The organism is Clostridium sp. M62/1, assembly GCF_020736365.1.
Lineage (GTDB): Bacteria > Bacillota > Clostridia > Lachnospirales > Lachnospiraceae > Otoolea > Otoolea saccharolyticum_A.
In genome coordinates this window covers 436,162-455,194 of record NZ_CP085988.1, presented here as the reverse complement: position 1 = coordinate 455,194, position 19,033 = coordinate 436,162, and the positions used below count along the sequence as shown (strand labels likewise).

Below are 19,033 nucleotides of genomic sequence, written 5' to 3'. Positions count from 1 at the left end.
CCGGCTCACCTCCTGTATTCAATGGGACGGGTCAGCTTTACCACACAGCCGGCAGACACAAAAATCACAGCGGCCGTCACGGACAGGATGATCTGTCCCAAAGGTGTATGCATCAGCACATCATACCAGTCCTTATTAAGCATATACATAAGGGGGATATTGCCGATGACAAAGATGACCATGATCAGGAATTCCTTCCTCGGCTCCGCAATCAGATACTCCAGCTCGGCATTGACATTGCGCATATCAGAGAGCTTGGCAACAATGGGGGTAAGCGTCGTCTTTAAGCTGCGGTCATGCTGACAGTCGCTTAGCGCATCACACCATTCCCGAAATACCTCATTATCAATCCGTCCCTGCATCCCGCGAAGGGCTGCTTCCACATTGGGGTTTACCAATTTAATCTGCGTCAGGAAATTCTGAAACACCTTTGACACCGGAGGGTTTAAATACGCGATGTTTTCTTCTACGGCCGTCACGATATCCTCGGTCCGAAGATAGGCGGTCGTGATGACAGAAAGGGCGGTTTCCAGTTCCGCCGATACATCCCTCTTGTAGTGGCTGGCCGTTAGCTTCACATACCAGAATGGCAGGAACAGAAACCCCACTGCCATGACCGGAGCCAGAAAGAAATTCCCAAGCAGAATTGCCAGGGATCCTCCCAGGCAGAACAGCGCCAGAGATATGGCGCAGATCATAGAGAAGCGGTTCCCCCGTCCGGTCATTTCCAGGACGGACTGTGCTTCCGATATCTCCCTTCGCAAAATCCCCGCCTTTTTTCTTCCTGATGATTCCTTGATCTCCTCCCGGATACTTCTTTTCGGCTTTAAAAGCCATGCAAACAGGCTGTCCGTAAATTCCACGGGCCGGATCCCCAGAATCAGGAACGCTCCCGCGATCATTCCCGCACAGGCTAATAACTGAATCGCTGTCATACTTCCTCCTTTCCCTTTTCCGGGACTGCAAGGAGCTTTGCAAGCATTTCCTGCGGCATCCCGTTTTCCATAAACCGGCGGGCCAGGCTGTCCGAGATGGCGTTTACCTGTTTATGGCTTCCCGTAATGATGAATTTTCCGTTCTCCACACGGTTTTCTGTAATCTGATACTGGAACAGCGGACGGAACACCCGTCTGCCGTCCGGCTGGATCTCACATTCCATGATCTCCATCAGACGCCTCTCCTTGTTCTCCAGCTGTTTGCAGAACGCCACAATGGGGTACGCCTCCGTCACAAATCCCATCAGGGTTTCATCGCTCATGTCCACAGCCCGCTTGCACAAAGATACCATCCTTCGGTAGGTAGCATCGCAGCTCATGGAATGGATTGTGGTCACCACCGCCACACCGGTGCGGGCCGCCTCCTGAGCCGCGTTCGCTTCCGGGCCGCGCATCTCGCCGACCACAATAATGTCCGGGTTAAAGCGGAGCGCCATATCCAAAAGGGCAATCTGATCCACACGCTGGCGTTCATTTTCGCTGTCACGGGTAAGCGTATGAATGACTGAATTTACGACTTTTCCTTCCTTTCGGCGCACCAATGCCAGCTCCCTGGATCCGTTCTCAATACTGTAAATACGTTTGCTGTCCGGTATGGTGGTTAAAAGCCAGCCAAGGAGCGTTGTTTTCCCGGAGCTGGTTGCTCCTGCCACACAGACAGAAATACCATAGCGTATGCACTCCGAAAGAAAATCCAGCATTTCGCCGGTGGCTGTCCCGCCTCTTAGGAAATCCTCCTTTTTCATGCTCTGGGGATTGACAATTCGAATGGAGGCGGCCACGCCTACATCCTCATCCACGATAGGCGTTTTAAGTACCGCAATTCGGATGTTTTTACTGAGATGTCCAAGGACGCTGGGGCTGGCATCGTCGAGTACCATACCCGAAACATGGAGCATACGCCGGACCACGTTGATGGCATGCTCCGGGCTGTCAAAATGCTCATCCAGCTTCCTTGTCACTCCGCCTGAAAACTGCACCTCCACATCATCCCAGGCGTTCACATCGATTTCCTCGATCCCCTCCCCATAGATATACTTGGTCAAGAAACCAAACTCCGCCATCTCGGAATAAATGGCACTGATCAGTTCATCCGTGGACATCCCCTTCACAGAAATTCGGTGATCCTGGATGTATTTCCCGGCAAAGCGGCGGATCTGGGATTTGGCATCCTCACTTCCCGTGTCGGTCACAAGGCTGCTGTATTCCTTGGAGAGATACCCCTGCACCTCCCTCAGTACATCCGAGAACTCCCGATTCTCCCTGCCGGATGAGAAGAACAGATCCTTGGTCTGCAGGCTGCGGACTGTCCTTTTGGGAGGAACATAGCCGTCATCCTCATCGGATCGAGCTTCCGGTTCTTCCTCTCTTTCCTGGGAGCCGATATGGGCATCCGGCTCAGGGAGCATTTCGACAGGCAGGCCCTTATCATGCTCAGGAAGCTGTACGGATGCCGATTCTAAAGCCTCTTTTTCTTCCCGAACACCTTCACCAAACCCTTCATAAAATGCGCCTTTGCTCCGTCTCTCGCCTAACATCCGAACACCTCCCTCGTAATCGCCTCAATGGATTTTCGAAAGCCACGGCTGTCTTTTAAGCTCAGTTCTTTAAACAGATTCCCTTCCAGTACCTGTGCAGCCACTTCCTCCGAGTGTGGGATCTGAAAGGCCACGCTTCCAAGTACCTGTTCAATATGGCTGCTGGCCTCATTGGGACGCACATTGCTGGCTACTTTATACTGCTTCTCCGCATCCCATTTGCTCTCCCGAAGCAGGGGAAGCTGGCTGGACAAATAGCTTATGGACTTTAAATCACAGTTTACAAGTCTCAGCACCGCATCCGATTCCATCAGTGCAATAGCCGAAAGGATATCATTCGCAATATGGCTTCCGCAGTCAATGACAATATACGGGGCAATCTCCCGCAGGCAGGAAAGCAGTTCCTCCGCCTGGGTGCGCTCATAAGGCGGATAGGTGTATTCATTTTCTCCCTTCCGCATCCCAAGGATAGTCAGGTGGCGGAACCGTTTATGGGTCATGCAATTATGCCGCACCAGGGATTCCGACACATGGGCTGCCGCCAGAATGCTTCCCAGGGAATGCTCCTCCTCCAGATCTCCCGGCGGACAGATGCATGGAAGCATCGGCGTATTCATATCGCATAAAAGCAGAGCCACATCCCGTTTCTTTCCTGCAAGATGGGCTGCCAGCTTTACCGCAGTTGTGGTTTTTCCGGATCCGGGGCTTCCCCAGACAGCTAACATCCGGTTCTCTTTTTCCGGTTCCCAGCCGGAGTCATCCCCTTTCTGGCTGCGGCTGAAAATACTGTTTTTTAAAAAGTTCAAGGCTTACCCCACCTCGCTTTCCTCAGTACCACTTTCCGACGTTTCCTCCTGTGCACTGCTTTCCGTCTCTGCAGGCTCTCCCGTTTGCTCCGCCTCCCTGTCCGTTTCTTCCTCCGGTGCATAGATCTCTTCCAAAATGGTTTCCTGCGCCTTAACAAACTCTGCAGCATTTTTTTGCTCCCCGCGGTACACAAGGGAGAGATGGATATCCCCGTCGGCCTCCAGCTCCGCAAGGATCATGGACTGCTCCGGTGTGACTAACAGCGTGACCGTATCAGGAAGTTCCTTGTCTCCTTCATCCTCTGAATGTTCTCCGGTGTTGGCATCCGCTCCGCTGTTTGCGGTGACTGCAATTACCTCCACATACTTTAATTCCGGCGGAATCACGGTCAGCCCCTGCTTCTTATAATCCGGCGCAATCACAGAGACAATATCCCCACTCTGCAGCTTCCCGGAAAGGCCGTTTGCAAAGGATTTGACGGATACGGAAATTGCCTGTTTTTCCCCGGTCAGGCTATAAAGATAGGCATTTTCCGCCGCTGGTTCCTCCGCAATCTTGGACGCGATAATATAATCTCCGGGGACCATATCCGCAGAAGCGAATTTTCCAACGACAGTCTCCGTACTCCTTACCACATCCTCCGGCAGGTTATACGCTCCGACTTCAACGGTCTTTACCATATCCGCTGTGATTTCCTCTCCGGTTCGGATTTCTTTTACCACACGGACAATCTCTGTTTTGTCACTGATGGCCTTGTTAAACAGCGGGGTTACCGCAAAGCAAATGATCAGGGAAAGGACGATGCAGATCACACCGATTACCGCCCTGTTCTTTAAAAAACTCATATATCCATCCTCCTGTTAAAATATGGGGCAGGCTTTTCTTCTGCCCGCCCCTTCGGTTTACCTGCTGATGGTTCTCCTGCAGCGATACAGGACTGCTGTAAAAACAGCCGCCGGTATCACAGCGCAGACAGCAATCATGATTTTTTTCTTCATACGATGAGTCCTTTCATTTTCATAACATACGCACACATGCATCCTGCGGCAAGGAATGGGCCGACCGGAAACGGGGAGCGGGTTTCCTTTTCCCCTGCCCGTTTCCATAAAGAAAGGCCTGCCCCAAAGAGAATAAAGCAGGAAAGCCCCGCCACGGATGCCGTAAGGGCTGCGGGAAGGCCCAGCACAAGGCCGGTGCTTCCCGCCAGCTTCACATCTCCGCCACCGATTCCTTCCTTCTTCCTGCTAAAAAGAGCAACAGCCAGATAAGGGATCATACACAAGATCCCCGCCAAATGATCCGGCGAAAAATCCAAAAGTGCCAATGCCGCAATCCCTGCCTGGAGAAAATCCGGGATCCTCCGGCACCGAATGTCCCAAACCGATACCGCAGACAGCAGCAAAAAAAACAGGATGCCCTGCAGGGATGCCGCCGGATCAGCCGGCATAGTCAAACATTTCTTCCACGCGCTCCACCAGCGTCGGAAGAACCGTATCATTGAACAGGGCATAAAGGCCGGCCAGAAGCAGCGCACCCAGCACGACGGCAATCAGGATCTTTACAGCGGTATCCACATATCCCTCGCCGGAAGTTTCCCTGATCTTCTGCTTCGCCTGCAGAGCCTTCATGGCAGCCGCCGTATAAACCTTCATCATCTGATTTTTCATTTTCATCATGTCGTTATCCTCCAAATCCTTTTTTGTTTTGATTCCTTACATTCCGGACATCTGCTGTCCGGCTTTTGATGCTTCCGGCTGTGCCTGTGGTGCCGGCGCTGTCTGCGCCATGGTAAGGGCCTGATGGTATGCATCCAATACGGCGGTGTGAAGCTCATTCCTGAATTCCGCCGTTACGGGAAAACAGATATCCCTGTAGCCGTCCTGCGTTTTACGGCTGGGCATAGAGACAAACAGGCCGTCCTTACCTCCCTCGACAATTTTGATTCCCCGGACGCCAAAGCATCCGTCGATGGTTGCGGATGCGTAGGCTCTTGTTCCACCCGCAGCTCCGGGCGGATACATGGATGTGATACGGATTTCCAAAGCGGGCATGTGTGTTCCTCCTTTTCTTCTGCCTTTTCATTTCACATGTTTCCTTTCTGCTTCTATTCAGCAAAAAGCAGACGAAATATTCCGTCTGCTAAAGCTGCATGTTATGGGTATGGATCGGCTCCTGTGCCGGCTGCATGGCTTTTATCTGCCGAAAGCCTCTCCGATCCACATAATAAAAAGAGCTGTCCCGGCTGTCATACAGTTCAATGACATCGCTGATGGACATGGGATAACCGGTAAAGCCTGGCGGCTTCTGATCCCGGAACTTCAGATAAAGCGCTTCCAAGTCATTGGTATCTGCGGCTCCGTCATATACCGCCTCATAATTTGACAGATTCGGCGGGCCGAACCTGTGGCTTAATTCATCAAACGGAATAAATTTCATCTGGATGTCCACATCGGGCTTCAGCTGCCATATCCGCACATTTTTGAGTGCCGCCTGCCGAAATCCTGCCTCTTTCGGGGCATTCATCAGGCGGTCATAGATCCCATCCATCCACTTCACTTCCCGGATATGCTTCTGCTTATCCAGAAAATCCTGAAGCTCCGGCCCTTGAAACAGGGGATCTACCACTGCACAGCCATCTGCGATCTGCCCTACGCGGCTTCCATAGTACATGATGACGCCATTTTCCATATAAATCGTTTTCATTCCCGTCCTCTCCCTTTAAACCATGGTCATCCCTCCGTCCGATTGGTGCTCCTTATAAAACTCCTGCAGAGCCTGTTCATCCAGAAATACCGGTTTTCCTTCCACGATCTCCAGCACCGCAAAATCATCGCGGTCACAGATCAGAACCCTGTGCTGGTAATCTTTCTGCATTTCCACATATCCTTTGACTTCTTCCGGACCTGCCAGCCACACACCGGAAGCATACCGTCCGTCCGGCAGGAAGCTGTACCCGGAATACTCCGGAGCACAGGAATTTAAATCCGCCGCTCCCGGTGGCCGGATCTGGGAAAGGTGGAGCTTTGCCTCATCCGGCAGAAGTTCCGGTTTTACGATACCGATTACCTCGCCGCGGCTGCACCGGCAGCGTTCCCCATCCGATAAGGACACCAGAAAAACCTCTCCCTGCCGGAGTGCGGCTCCTGCGCCGTCTCCGCCCATGCAGAAAAAAAGCTGCCCATGCTTTTCGACAGCCGGTGCATGATCAGAAAGCAGTACGGCTTTCTTTTCAATGGAAAAGCCATATCCTGTTTTACTGCAGTCCTCAAATAGAAACCGCTTCATGGCTCATCCCTCCTTTTTCTGCAAAAGAGCACTCAGCTCTCCGATCAGTTCCAGCCTGACTGCGTCCGGCATGGATTTGAATGCGGCACGCACATAGGCCTCCACCGCTTCCGGAGACTGGTCGCCGGCTTCCACCACATCTACCTTGCGTATCGTAATTCTTCCCTCCGCGAGCCCCAGGCGCACGATATCGCCATACTCCATCTTGGCTGCATCCCGCAGACTCTTTGGGATCAACACTCTCCCTTTTCCATCCACCAGCTTATAAATCGGTTTCTCTTTCAATATATCCTCCTTCCTCCAGTGCCTGTTTTACCTCCTCATACGGGATCTCCAGTTCCTGCAGCAACTCTAAAAGCGGATTCTCAGAATATTTCGTCATGTATCTTCTCCTGTTACCACATAGGCATCTTCCTCTGCCTCTTCATAAAAACTGAAAAGCTGAAGTTGCCTGGGCTGTGACTTCTCCAGCTCCTTCGGGTCATAATTGGTGATCAGCACCTCCGGGAACTCACATCCCCCGTCATATCGCTGCGCCAGGTTATTGATTCTCGTAACTGCCGTAATATGGTATCCTTCATAAAGTTCCCGGATGAATGCGCAGTCATTGTAGCTGACCATCCACTTTCCCCTACAGCCTGACAGCGTATCCCGAAGCCTCTTGTGATCCTCTTTCCGAAATACCACTTCATAATGTCCTTCGGTTTCATAATAAGGCGGGTCGCAATAGAAAAAGGCGCTTTCCCGGTCATACTGCCGGATCAGCGCCTCAAAATCTTTATTCTCGATCACAGTATCCGCAAGTCGCCTGGATGCCTGCCAGATCGCATCAAAACAGCGGCGTACATCACATGGCTGGCAGCCGAAAGAAGTGCATCCGCTTCCGTAACTGTAACGGATGAGTTTAAAAAAAGCGGCGGCCCGCTTTACATCCGTAACCTCCGCATTTTCCAAAAGGATCTGCCGGATCTCCTCAAAATCAGGTGGCGGCAGATACTGCTCTGCCAGATCCAGTTCTTCCTTTAAAAATCGTGAGTCAAATTCCTTCTTGTCAATAAAGTTTCGGATGACCGTAAACTCATCCCTGCTGTTAAGCGGCAGAAATCCAAGCTCCCTAAGCATTGCCCCAGGGCGGTTCTTCACACAATAAAACAGGTTTGCAAGATTGGAATTGTAGTCGTTATAGACCTCCATGCATTTGCCATCCGGCGGTTTTCCGAACAGCACCCAGCCGCCTCCTCCGAACACCTCGATATAACGGTCAAATTTAGCGGGAAACATGGTATAAATCAGCTTCCGCAGGGCTTTCTTCCCTCCGACCCATGAAATAAAGCTGTTGATTCCGTATCACCTCCTGCCGGTTTCCCTTTCTCTTTTCTGCTGTCTCCTGCTCTCACTGCATCTTCATCCCCTGCTGTGCTGCAGAATATTCCTGACGGAATGGAACCTCATTGCGGGCGACCACACCATAGGCGGTTGAAGCAAATCCGATCTCTTTTAACTTTCTCTCTCCATACCCTTCAAAATCAAACCCGCGGAATGCAGGATCTTCCGTATCAAATCCGGCTTCCTCCAGCAGATATTCCGCATATCGTGCAGGCGAAAACATTTCCTGGTCAAAGCTGTAACAGTCCAGATTTGCCGCAATATCCAGCGCCAGATCAAGATCATTGCAAAGCTCCAGCTCTAAGGCCGCTTTGTATTTTGCCAGCGTCCGGTTATCAGGAAATTTCTGTACTCTTTCCGCCAGCAGGTTGAGCTTCTCCATATCCTCATCTCCGGCAAGGGAAAACGGAAGTGCCAATCCCCTGTTCTCCGCAATCAGGCAGCAAGCAAAAGAATCTGCTTTCAGGGTATCCAAAGCCTGCCTCATATCCTCTTCTCCTGCCGGAAGCTCCAGCCATACGCCCTTCCCGTCCGGATCGGTTAACGATATGAGCCGCACTGAGAGAATTCCGCTTCCCCTATCCGGCACATCCGGGCATGGCCCCTCTCCATAAACCTCCTGAAACTCCTCACCGTTTCTGAACACATATCCGCTTAGAGTAAAGGTTCCCTGATCGTCTCTCCTGAGTTCCTCGCCGACCTTTTTCGGATCGAGAAGCTCGATTACATCATCGGGAAGCTGTTTAAGAAAATCCATCATCTCCCCTTCTATGCAGATTTCTCCCAGTTCTGTATCATTTCTCACACCCGGATAATAATCGTAACTTCCCAGGTTATAAGTAAAATTGATCAGTTCCTTCATTGTGACCGGGTTTTCGGCATCTTCCTCCATCCGAAGCGCTACGGCTCCTTCAAACGTCCCTAACTGTTCCTCATCCATCCCCCGGATCTGATATGCCAAAAGGTTCGCTTCTTCCAGACGGCTGTCCTTCAGCGCCTCTAACGGCTCCGTAAGGAAATACGGCCAGCCGGCGTATTCCAGGCTGTAGCCTGTCCCTTTCACATGCGCACGCTGCAGGGCATCCGCTATTCTTTCCTTTCCCGCCGGAAGTTCAAGCCTTACTGGCTGATATCCCCGTTTTCCCCGATAATCGTTTGAGAAAATAAAGACGCGCATTTCCTGCATTACATGCCTCCCATCCTCATTGATCGTTCCGGCATCTGAGTGCCCTTCAGCTGTTCCTCTGTCGTAATAAAGAAGCTGTCCGACGAATTCCAAAAGCTGACATACAGCTCCCCTTCCTCTGTCTGAATCGGACGCTGTTCAAAACCCTCGCCCCAGCCGTCGCTCTCCTGGCCGCTCCAGTAGTCCTTGACCGCTTCCAGCTCCTTTTCGGAAAGGCTGCCATGGCTCTTTACTTCCAGCACACCCCATAATTCTCCCTGCCAGATCTCCACCGCCGGCATCATGCTGGCCACCTTCCGCTCCAGAAAACAATGGTCCAGATAAACAGCAAGGCCTCGGCTGCCTTCTGAATCCAAATGCTCCTGCTCGATTTTCTCCTTGATCTGCTCTTCATACTCACAAAGTTCGCTTGGGGACATTTCCTCACGATCCTCGGAGAGATCTCCCCATTCATCCCTATAGTAGAATTCTGCCTTTAAAGGACTGAACAGGCGGATCTCTGTCAATTCATCCGGAAGTTCCTCAATCGGCCTGTCCTTCCGAAGAATCAACCCATGGCTGGTCTGTATGACACCGTCTTTCTCCATGCGGTAGCTCCCGAAGGCTTCATAATCCACAAACGCGTCCAGTTCCTTATCTGCCCGGATTTCATCTCTTCCCATTGCATAGAACGCATAATCCTTCGGGGACTTGATTCCTGCCGGGAGAAGGTCGTACCGCTCTTGGTTCTCTGCGATCTCCAAAGCGGCCTCCATATCTTCCGGAAGCTCTGCTTCCAGTGCGGCCATCAACTTATTGCTCCCATCCTCTGACGAAAGGATATCCTTTCGGGCAAGGGCTTTGGCAAACGCATTTAAGCCCTTCAGGTCATAGGACAGGGGAAGGCAGTACACCAGATCCCGCTTTGCCCCGATCACGTTGATAATACGGCACTGTTCCAACCGATCCGCTCCGAGTGCTTCCCTGACCTGCTCGAAACGTTCATCCGCAGCCGGAAGGGAAAGTGTTTCGATATGGCGGCTGCCGCTCCTTTTAATCTCAGGCGGCAGATACAGCTGTAATTCAAATACCGGTTTCTGTTCCTTACCTGTCATCTGTCTCTCCTCTCTGCACTTATGGCCTCAAGCCCATACCTGCGGATCAGAAGCGCATGAATGATCAAACGGAAGATCTCATCGCCCACCAGTTCCGGATCGGTCAGTTCCGACAGACTGATGTGCTGTGTTCCCTGATACAGATCCTTGGCAGTATGGAAGAGTACATAGCCTCCCAGATCAACCCCATGGATCTGAATTTCTTTAAAACGGACCGCATCCGGCTTGACTGCCGGAACAGACTTTCCCCATAAAAAGCGATCTGCCGACAGCAGATACAGCGCTGCGTATAACGCATCCGTATCCGCAGGATTGCTCTTTCCATCCAATAAACTGTCAAATCGTTCCTGATGTCCGGCCAGGAAAAAGATCGAAGAAAAATCTTCCGACACGCGTGCCACACGGGCCGCAAACGGCTTTCCGGCCGCCTCGGCGGTAAGATCTCCCATCAGCTTGGAAAGAGGCGTACAGCCTGCCAAAATCTGCTCACAAAGGCAGGCACATCTTTTTGCCGTTTGGTCGGTACCGTTCCTCTCTTTATGAGCGCACAAGCTACAGTCACATTCCTGTGTGCCACAGACACATCTGCTGATAAACATCCCGTTCTTACGGGGGCGAAAACTGGGCGGCCTCTGCATTTCAATCTCTAAGGCAGCATAGGGAGTCCCACTCATAAATCGTGCTGTCATTGTCTTATTCCTCCTTCCACTCATACCGTTTGCTGAAATGATATTCCGCCACTTTCCTGACCCGACAACGCTTCTATTGCTTCTTCCCGTGTATGAAACATTCTCCATGGAGATACCCTATGATACAATCCCGTATGGCTACGAACGCCAAAATATACTCCATCATAATTTTCTACGATATATTCACTGGTACTTTTCTTAGCTTTATTCGTAATCATCACGCATGTATCTCCCTTATTCCATCCATAAGGAAGCCTTGAACCATCTCCGCTTTGATCTGTACGGATTTTCTTTTCCATCCTTCACCTCCATCTATCTCTGCACATGATTTCTAAAATTTCTCGTGATGCCGATTCCGTCCAAACATAAAAAAACCGGTTATGTTTTCGCTATTGCAAAGAACATAACCGATCCATTTGGTGTCTGGCCGCTGCATCTATATGGAAAAAGGTTACCCTTTATTTAATCGTATTCCAGTGTTTCTCTAACATAAATCTGCAGTAAGAATAGAAGTTCCATATATTTGCTCTTATAGGGAAATCTCTACGGTACTTAAATATCGTCTTGTAGCAGATATTTTGGCTTAAGCACCACATATGAATATCCCTCATCTTTATGGAACGTCCGTTTTCTATCTGTTCCCCTAATAGGTTGATTTTATAAGAATCCATTTCGGTTTCTGCTAATAAATAAAAAATCACATTAAAATATCTGATTCCATATACCGCGCAATGATTACTGTATTCCATACACACTCCTATAAAAATCTTTCGAATGTATAAATATCTTCATATCCATCCCATTCTTTTACAATCTCAAGTAAAATATCGTCAATTTTTCTTCTGACCTGCCTTGTCTCTTCAGCCATAATTTTATTGCTCATTCGTCTATAAACCTGGACGCTGTCTGTATTTTTATGCCCCAAAAGCAGAGCGATTATTTCATCCGGTACATGGAGTTCTGTCAGCTTCACTCCATAACAATGTCTGAATATATGTGTCTTGGACTTAAATCGCTTTCCCTGATCGTCTCTCATATCAAACTCATTAATAACTTTATTCAGATGGTAAACTATCGTAGAATATGGCATCGGTTTGGCCGGATCTCTCTTATCTGCAAAAACAAACTCCGAAGCTCCGCACACTTCTTCGGTATAGCAAATTGCCTTTTCAATAATCGCCCTAATCTCTTCAGTAATTGGCTTTAAATAGGTTCTGCCCTTTATACCATCGATTCGAATCCAATAGTGCTCCTCTTTTTTTATTATGCAGTCCTGCCTTAATGACTGGATCTCGGATATTCTTGTTCCCAAAATCATATGTAGAAGCAGCGCACGTCCGACTTGTCCTTCCATATGCCGAGTTGCTTCTATCCATAATTTCTGTTCATCTTCTGAATAAGTTTGAAGCCTGTGTTTAGGTCTGCTTGGCACATCCGTATCAAGGATCAGTCCTTTAAGGCTGTTGCACTCAAAAATTAATGCACATTCATCCAGAGTCGCTTTTAATGATTTCAGCTCTGTCGAAAATCCTTTTGTAGAAATACATTCTACTTTACGGTAAATCAAATAATCTTCTATCATATCCCTATTTAGCTGGCGGATCGATTCCACCCAGGCATACCGTTCCAGAAGATAGTTCGAAAATTTAGCAAAAGCGGCAATTCTTCCTCTGATAGTGCCTGCAGAAAATTGTTTCATCCAAAGCAGTACGGTCTTTTTCATTTCATATCGCATGCGTATCTGCGCGATATTCGTAAAACTAATTGAAAAACATCTCTCTGTCACTTTTGTCCGATAAGGCATCTCCAGCTTTCTTAGGTCCCATCTTTGCTTCTCAATTTCTGTTCTAAAATCATGTTCTTTGCTGTATCCTATCAAGGTTCTAAGATACTCTTCAATCTCCTTGAAGGTCAAATCACTCTCCTCGTCTGATCCATATCGACTTATCACCCTTTTCAACCGAAGGATACTGAACCATTGATTAAATCCTTTTATAATCCTCCCGTTTTTATAATCCACCAGGTTATCCATATATGGCTCGCACTCCATACAGAACCAACCGATAATATCCACAATTGCTCTTTCTCTTTTTAGGATATGTAACGGCTTCTCATAGGCCCTATGCAGAATGAACATCTCCACTTCGACGTTTAACACATCATGTTGAAACCAATTCAGGTCATAATAGTCCTCTGCGCAAATCCCCGCCTGCTCTCTCTGCTGCTCTGTGGCCCTCTGATAGTGATATAATTCGGAGAACATCAGCTTTTGTGTCATAGCACACCTCCTTGGTCTTACTACAACACAATACCCTGTTTCCCTCCACATATCCATTCAGCAAACCTACTAAATTGTGAACCCCTTCCCTGGAAAACTTCACAAGCCTACTGTATAGTCAAAAGTGTGTATATAGTTCTTTTTCCTTGCTAAATCAACGGTTTAGCCTTGTGCTTACTGTCCTTTTAGGGGGTAGGATTTACCACGAGGATCAGCACAATTTCAATGACTCCCACTCCGCTCTCATCCTCCCAGAACGCCGCGGCTTCCCTCTTTACCACCTGCGGCAGACCATCGGATTTTAATTTTCTTTCTCTTTGAACCCCTGTGTCTTTCATCCTTCTTCTCCTTTCACAATATAGCTCTCTCCATCCTCTTACTTACATCCAGATTTTTGTGCGATATGCTTCCCCTGCCCTCTTCCTTCTCTGTTGTCCGGGTATGGATTTTGCAGTTTTTTAAGGTACCTTTTCTCTTTATCTGAGCCTGCTCTTTTGGAACTTTTCCGATTGTTCAGCTAAATTCCAAATGCCAGAAATGCAGGCACAGACACCATTACCATAACCACCATAAGCATCATAAACAGCGGAAGCAAAAGCTTCGTTCCTTTCTCCTCTCCGGCTCTTCTTGCAGCTTCCTTGCGCTCCTCAAATGCAGATTCCATCTCTTCTTCCAGGCTTTTTAAAAGACTTCCTGAGCCGTTTTTTACATACTGTGTCATCAGACCGGCCAGTTTTCTGTAAGATCTGAGCCCGCAGCTTCTCCCGAATTCTCCATAAGCTTTCAGCTCCGGCATTCCCTGATTCATAGCACTCACAGAGGCTGCAATCTCCTCATAGCCAGCCCTCCTTCTGCTGCCGGGAAGTTCAAGCCCTTCTCGGTATTCCTCTGCCAGCCGCTCCCAGGCTTTCCTGACCGGCAGCCCTGCATTCAGATAAACACATAAGCCAGAAACAATATCCGAGTAATCAAACAGCAGCTCTCTGTTCCTCTTTTTCTGTTCCTCCCTCTGCCTGGCAGTCTTCTGAAATTCCAAAGCCACAGCAGCAGCTGTTCCCAAAACCAGAAACAGGACTCTGTCATATTCCGGCTCATTTTTGTAATAAAGCCGTTTTCCGTCCAGCTCTTCCGGCAGTTTCATTTTCTCTGCGAATCTTTGCTCCTCATCCAGCTTTTCAATTCTTTTCGACAGCAGTGCCAGGAGTTTTTCCTCCTCCGTCTGCTCAGGCAGCTTCAGAGTGACAGGAATCTCATAGGTTTTCTCATACTCTCCTGCCTCAAATGTCACGAAAAGAGACGTTTTTGCACAGTCAGTCTTGTCTGTTTCAAGCAAATCTTCCAGCGTCCCCAGATTGATTTCACCGCTGGAGCTTACCAGCTCTGGATTCTCAGCCTCCCATCTCATGCCCATTCCCATACTGTCCAGCCAGGAGGGCAGGCTTAACGGATGAGATACCTGTTCCAGCGATTCATTTTCTCCAAGCATCAGCTGTCTGGCCTCCTCCAGTGCCAGATCAAACTGTATGCGCGCCTCCTCTCTGCTGTACTGCCTCTCTGCAAGGCTGATCGGGAGCTTCAGCTCATCCTCCGACAGCCCTTCTACCAGAACTGTGCCCTCCCGTTCTCCCTGCCCGTAGGAATTTCTCTCTATCATAGTTCCATTAATTAAAAATTCTGAGTCAGTTTTTGTCATGGGATATGCGATAAAAAGCAGGATTCCAGCTGCCAGGCAGACTGCCTGTTTCTTTCTGCGCTCTGAGTCAGCGGCCTTTCTTTCCCCGTTTTCCTCTTTCTTAATTCTCCCTCTGTTCTGCCCTCCTGTGCTTTCCTGTTTCCTATGTCCTCTCTCCCACCTGACAATGCTCTCTTTCCTGTCTGGCCTCCCTGCCGCCTTCCAACTAAATTTCAATTTCCAACATCCTCCCAGCCAGGACGTACGCCCCCGCATACACAGCCAGACATACGGTCATCACAATCCTTCCAACAGTTGTCTCATACATGGAATCAAAAAATCCGGGCGAGGTCACATCGATATAGAGAACTATCAATATCGGCAGCAGATTCATAATCTTCTGTTCAAACTGCTTTTGGGCCGTCATTGTCCGGATCTCCTCCTGCACCTGCAGCTTTCCCCCTATGATCTCTGCTATGTGAGAAATCACAGCTCCCATTCTCCCTCCATTTCGTCTGGCAGACCTGAGAATCAGCGCAAAGCTTCTGATTTCCTCCACACCGCTTCGATCGGCAAAATCGCTCCACAGCTCCTCCAGTGTGCGGTTCAGGGAAAGCTGTCTTCTCATGTCAGAGAATTCATCTGCCATCATTGCCCGTTCTCCGTAAAGCTCCCTGAGCTGTATCTCCGCCTGAGAAAAGGAATTTTCCATGGAATAACCGGCAGCCAGAGAAGAGGAGAGCATGAGGACTGCCTCCTTAAACTGGCGTTTCAGCTCCTCCTTTCTGCGCTTTTTCAGCTCCCTTTTTTTGTACAGCGGATAAAGAATTCCAGCCGGAAGAAACAGGAAGAAAACAGCCGCGTTTCTGTAAAATACATAGGAAACTGCTGCGCACGCACAGATTCCCTGCCCTGCATAGAGAAGCCACTCTGAGCAGGAAAGGATATACCTGTCATAGAGAAAGGCCCCTTTTTCGCCTCTGTCACAGCTTTTCCCCGGCCAGTTCCAGCTTCTGCCGATCCTGAAGCTCACCAACCTTTTCCAGACATCCCCTGACCCCCTCATTTTCTTTTCCTTTTTCTTCCTTTCTCTCCCTGAACTGAAAAAGTGGATGAAGGGTAATTTCCCCATGTTCAATTCCTGTCACCTCCGCTATCTCCAGGACTCTCCTGCTTCTGTCTCTCAGTCTCCCCAGATGGATCAGAATATCAATCGCAGACGCGATCTGGCTTCTTATGGCAGACAGCGGAAGCTCAGCCCCCATAAGAACCATGGTTTCCAGTCTCAGAAGCATATCTCTGCTGCTGTTTCCATGTCCGGTCGAGATTGAGCCGGAATGGCCGGTGTTCATGCTCTGCAGCATTTCAAGGGCTTCTGCGCCTCGCACCTCCCCCACCAGAATCCGATCCGGCCGCATTCTCAGGCTTGCCCTTATCAGATCCCTGATTGAAATTTCGCGGCTTCCCTCATGGTTTGACGCTCTTGTCTCCAGCCTTACAAGGTTTGGAATATGGGTAATCTGAAGCTCTGCCGAATCCTCAATGGTGATCAGTCGCTCGCTCTCAGGAATAAATTCAGAAAGGGCATTTAAAAAGGTGGTCTTGCCAGATCCCGTTCCTCCGCTAATAAAAAGGTTATAGCCTGATGCTACCAGCTTTTTCAGAAAACCGGCCGCCTCCTCTGTAATGCTTCCCAGCCGGATCAGGCGCTCCATCGTAATAGGCTCCGGGAATTTTCTGATAGTAAGAACCGGGCCGTTCAGCGCCACCGGAGGCAGCACCACATGAACTCTCGAACCGTCATCCAGTCTGGCATCCGCAATCGGTGACGATGCGTTCACCGTTCTGTTTACACGGCTCACAATCTGCTGGATCAAATCCTCCAGCTGTTCCTGGCTCTCGAATGTCCTCTCCCATCTTCTGATTTTTCCCTGGCTCTCCACAAAGACAGAATCCGGCCCATTCACCATAATTTCTGTGATCCCAGGATCGTCCACCAGCTCCTGGAGAATGTCCAGCTTTCTGAATGAATTGTAAAGCTCTGCTCTAAGACGGAGCCTCTCTCTCAGAGGCAGATACTCCCTTTCGCCCTCCTCACTGATAAAGGAATCGATCAGACCGGTAAGCTCTTCCTCCTCCACCTGCCTTCTTCCCTCAAGCTCCCTCTGAAGCCTGGACTTAAGCCTTTTTCCCGTACTGTCCGGTTCTCTTCTTTCTTTCCATTCATCACCGCCCCCGGAAACGGCCTGGCAGCGCTCTTCCCCTCCCTCTTTTCTTCCCGATACAAAGCCCGTATGCTGTCCCTTCTTTCCCTCTGCCTGTCTGTCCTGCCTCTTCCTTTTCTTTCACAGTGGAGGATCCGCCCTAGAAGTCAATTTCCTGGCGGTTTCCTCCTCTTAGAAGCCTCCTCACATAATCCCCCAGCTCACTCCATAAAAGCTGCTCGATGTAATTTTCCTTTTTTCCAAAGTTCCTGTGATAGGGAAGCTTCAGTTTCCTGACCTTGTCCATAACCTCTCTTTTCCCCACCCTGCCCAGATAATCTTCAAACTCCTGGATTTTAGCCGCTGAAATACTGTCCTCCTTTACAGGCATATAGATAACCTGGCACACAGATAAAAGCGGAGCTGCCTGATGCCCGTAATTTCCCACGTCGATAATCATGATCTCATAGCCGCTCTCTGCCGCCAGGCGCTGGATCATATCCGCCATATCCGAGGAGGAGACCTGAGAAAGATCCTCCGGGTATCTCACTGGAGGAATATAATCCATATTTCCAATGGAATGTACAATTCCGCTGAGCCTTAGAAGATTAAAATTTCCCTGTCCGAAGTAGTAGAGGACGTCTGACAGATCATTTTTGTATTCTTCCCCCGTCATAGCCGCCATCCCTGAATAATCCTCCAGCGTAATGTAGAGGACTCTCCTGTCAGAAGCCATAAGCTGGCCCATCGTCAGGGCAAACGATGTTTTCAGGCATCTTCCCACCGGTGAGTATACCCCGATAATCCTGGCAGGCGTACCCGATTCGGCGGAATAGATTTCCTTTGTTCTCTCACTGTAGCAGGCTATCACTTCCCTGATTATTCCGGCACTCGACTGGTACTTATAGACGGAGGGATATTCATAATCTGCATCCGTCCCCTCCCCTTCTGTCAGAGAGACGACTCTGCTGATCCCCAGCTGCCTTATTTCCTCCTGACCTACCTGACTGTTTATGAGAAGAAGCTCTACCTGATGCTCCTTCACATAATTTTTCAGGCGCTCCATGGAAGTGAAGGCCATCACCGTAAATGGTATGTTTTCCCTCTGGTTTGCCACTTCTGCAAACCTCTGTGCATAAAACGGATCTACGTCATATACAGCCAGAATCCGCTTCATCCTATGCCCCCTCTCATCAAAAAAACAGTCATGCCTGCCCAGAGAAACGGCCCTATACGCAAAACTTCCCATGAATCTGCTTCCAGACTGCTGTAGGGCGTTCTCATCCCCGTTTCCAGAAGGCCTTGTACATAGCTAAAAAAACAGGCAAACCTCTCTTTCAGGGCTTTTCGTCTCACCATGCTGTACACAGACCATATCCCCGCCAGCACAAATGCACACCCCACCACCTGAAACCATTCCCGGCTGCTTAAAAAGGCGGGAATGGCAGAAATGACCTTGATATCACCTGCCCCCATCATCCGCAGCCAGAACAGAGGGTAAAATGCCAGAAGAACCAGACAGCAGGCAGCAAGGGCTTTTCCAGCAGAGACAATCCCCCCTGTCATAAACAGATAGCCGCAGCCTGAAAGAAGGATCATAACTGAAAGGCAGTTGGGAATTTTCCCATCTCTGAAATCACACAGACATACAGCTGTCAAAAATGCGTGCAGAATCCACTTTATCTCCTCCCCATCTTTTCACCTCCTCCCACAGATTTTCTCATTTTTCCCCTGAGCCTTCTTCCCCGATTTTCCTTCTCTGTCCGGCCATAACCCTTCCCGTCTAAGGGGGCCTTAACTGCGGACAGATATTTTAAGGAAATCCCCCACAGACATCCATTTATTTGAATGTGCCAGCTCAAAATGGGACATCCAAGCCCAGCTTCAGAGCTGGTTAGA

The 19,033-nt window shown here is 49.5% G+C and carries 22 protein-coding genes; all 22 read right to left on the bottom strand.

Annotation, left to right across the window (positions count from 1 at the left end):
• Positions 1–5 precede the first annotated feature (5 nt).
• The 22 genes from LK436_RS02470 to LK436_RS02365 all read right to left on the bottom strand — a co-directional run bounded on the left by LK436_RS02470 (position 6) and on the right by LK436_RS02365 (position 18,805).
• Positions 6–935: a type II secretion system F family protein gene (locus LK436_RS02470; protein ID WP_008397094.1), complete on the bottom strand. Its 930-nt coding sequence runs from the start codon at positions 933–935 to the stop codon at positions 6–8.
• Positions 932–2,533 carry an ATPase, T2SS/T4P/T4SS family gene (locus LK436_RS02465; RefSeq protein ID WP_008397095.1) on the bottom strand — a complete coding sequence of 534 codons (1,602 nt, stop codon included), beginning with the start codon at positions 2,531–2,533 and terminating at the stop codon, positions 932–934. Before LK436_RS02465 ends, LK436_RS02470 begins: the two co-directional genes overlap by 4 nt.
• A complete protein-coding gene (locus tag LK436_RS02460; RefSeq protein WP_008397096.1) occupies positions 2,527–3,339 on the bottom strand; it encodes an AAA family ATPase in 813 nt (270 codons plus the stop codon). Before LK436_RS02460 ends, LK436_RS02465 begins: the two co-directional genes overlap by 7 nt.
• 3 nt (positions 3,340–3,342) lie before the next feature.
• Positions 3,343–4,185 carry a Flp pilus assembly protein CpaB gene (gene cpaB / locus LK436_RS02455; protein ID WP_008397097.1) on the bottom strand — a complete coding sequence of 281 codons (843 nt, stop codon included), beginning with the start codon at positions 4,183–4,185 and terminating at the stop codon, positions 3,343–3,345.
• Positions 4,186–4,334: 149 nt separating this feature from the next.
• Positions 4,335–4,787: an A24 family peptidase gene (locus LK436_RS02450; protein ID WP_008397099.1), complete on the bottom strand. Its 453-nt coding sequence runs from the start codon at positions 4,785–4,787 to the stop codon at positions 4,335–4,337.
• Positions 4,777–4,968, bottom strand: a complete 192-nt coding sequence (locus LK436_RS02445; protein ID WP_347476055.1) for a DUF6133 family protein — start codon at positions 4,966–4,968, stop codon at positions 4,777–4,779. The genes LK436_RS02450 and LK436_RS02445 overlap by 11 nt, the downstream gene beginning before the upstream one ends.
• 84 nt (positions 4,969–5,052) lie before the next feature.
• The gene (locus LK436_RS02440; RefSeq protein ID WP_008397101.1) at positions 5,053–5,391 is read right to left on the bottom strand and encodes a SpoVG family protein; all 339 of its coding nucleotides are present in this window, start codon (positions 5,389–5,391) and stop codon (positions 5,053–5,055) included.
• An 88-nt stretch (positions 5,392–5,479) separates the two neighbouring features.
• A complete protein-coding gene (locus LK436_RS02435; protein ID WP_008397102.1) occupies positions 5,480–6,043 on the bottom strand; it encodes a YodL domain-containing protein in 564 nt (187 codons plus the stop codon).
• A gap of 15 nt (positions 6,044–6,058) precedes the next feature.
• Complete coding sequence (locus tag LK436_RS02430; protein ID WP_008397103.1) at positions 6,059–6,625, bottom strand: hypothetical protein; 567 nt, start codon at positions 6,623–6,625, stop codon at positions 6,059–6,061.
• A gap of 3 nt (positions 6,626–6,628) precedes the next feature.
• Positions 6,629–6,910, bottom strand: a complete 282-nt coding sequence (locus LK436_RS02425; protein WP_044930903.1) for an AbrB/MazE/SpoVT family DNA-binding domain-containing protein — start codon at positions 6,908–6,910, stop codon at positions 6,629–6,631.
• A 93-nt stretch (positions 6,911–7,003) separates the two neighbouring features.
• The gene (locus tag LK436_RS02420) at positions 7,004–7,966 is read right to left on the bottom strand and encodes a DNA adenine methylase (protein ID WP_083794740.1); all 963 of its coding nucleotides are present in this window, start codon (positions 7,964–7,966) and stop codon (positions 7,004–7,006) included.
• A gap of 52 nt (positions 7,967–8,018) precedes the next feature.
• The gene (locus LK436_RS02415) at positions 8,019–9,197 is read right to left on the bottom strand and encodes a hypothetical protein (RefSeq protein ID WP_008397107.1); all 1,179 of its coding nucleotides are present in this window, start codon (positions 9,195–9,197) and stop codon (positions 8,019–8,021) included.
• A complete protein-coding gene (locus LK436_RS02410) occupies positions 9,197–10,291 on the bottom strand; it encodes a DUF6329 domain-containing protein (protein WP_008397108.1) in 1,095 nt (364 codons plus the stop codon). Before LK436_RS02410 ends, LK436_RS02415 begins: the two co-directional genes overlap by 1 nt.
• Entirely contained in the window at positions 10,288–10,980 is a 693-nt protein-coding gene (locus LK436_RS02405; protein ID WP_044930904.1) for a hypothetical protein, read from the bottom strand. Before LK436_RS02405 ends, LK436_RS02410 begins: the two co-directional genes overlap by 4 nt.
• Before the next feature lie 20 nt (positions 10,981–11,000).
• A complete protein-coding gene (locus LK436_RS02400; RefSeq protein ID WP_008397110.1) occupies positions 11,001–11,279 on the bottom strand; it encodes a hypothetical protein in 279 nt (92 codons plus the stop codon).
• Positions 11,280–11,737: 458 nt separating this feature from the next.
• Positions 11,738–13,258 carry a tyrosine-type recombinase/integrase gene (locus tag LK436_RS02395; RefSeq protein ID WP_008397112.1) on the bottom strand — a complete coding sequence of 507 codons (1,521 nt, stop codon included), beginning with the start codon at positions 13,256–13,258 and terminating at the stop codon, positions 11,738–11,740.
• 185 nt (positions 13,259–13,443) lie between these two features.
• Positions 13,444–13,596 carry a hypothetical protein gene (locus LK436_RS02390; RefSeq protein ID WP_008397113.1) on the bottom strand — a complete coding sequence of 51 codons (153 nt, stop codon included), beginning with the start codon at positions 13,594–13,596 and terminating at the stop codon, positions 13,444–13,446.
• Positions 13,597–13,775: 179 nt separating this feature from the next.
• Entirely contained in the window at positions 13,776–15,167 is a 1,392-nt protein-coding gene (locus LK436_RS02385; RefSeq protein WP_008397114.1) for a hypothetical protein, read from the bottom strand.
• Positions 15,157–15,963, bottom strand: a complete 807-nt coding sequence (locus tag LK436_RS02380) for a type II secretion system F family protein (protein ID WP_008397115.1) — start codon at positions 15,961–15,963, stop codon at positions 15,157–15,159. The genes LK436_RS02385 and LK436_RS02380 overlap by 11 nt, the downstream gene beginning before the upstream one ends.
• A complete protein-coding gene (locus tag LK436_RS02375; protein ID WP_008397116.1) occupies positions 15,914–17,071 on the bottom strand; it encodes a CpaF family protein in 1,158 nt (385 codons plus the stop codon). The genes LK436_RS02380 and LK436_RS02375 overlap by 50 nt, the downstream gene beginning before the upstream one ends.
• A 223-nt stretch (positions 17,072–17,294) precedes the next feature.
• Positions 17,295–18,311, bottom strand: coding sequence for a hypothetical protein (locus LK436_RS02370; protein WP_008397117.1), 1,017 nt, complete (start codon positions 18,309–18,311; stop codon positions 17,295–17,297).
• Positions 18,308–18,805 (bottom strand): A24 family peptidase, encoded by a 498-nt coding sequence (locus LK436_RS02365; protein WP_265586102.1) that lies wholly within the window; start codon positions 18,803–18,805, stop codon positions 18,308–18,310. The genes LK436_RS02370 and LK436_RS02365 overlap by 4 nt, the downstream gene beginning before the upstream one ends.
• Between the last annotated feature and the right edge of the window lie 228 nt (positions 18,806–19,033).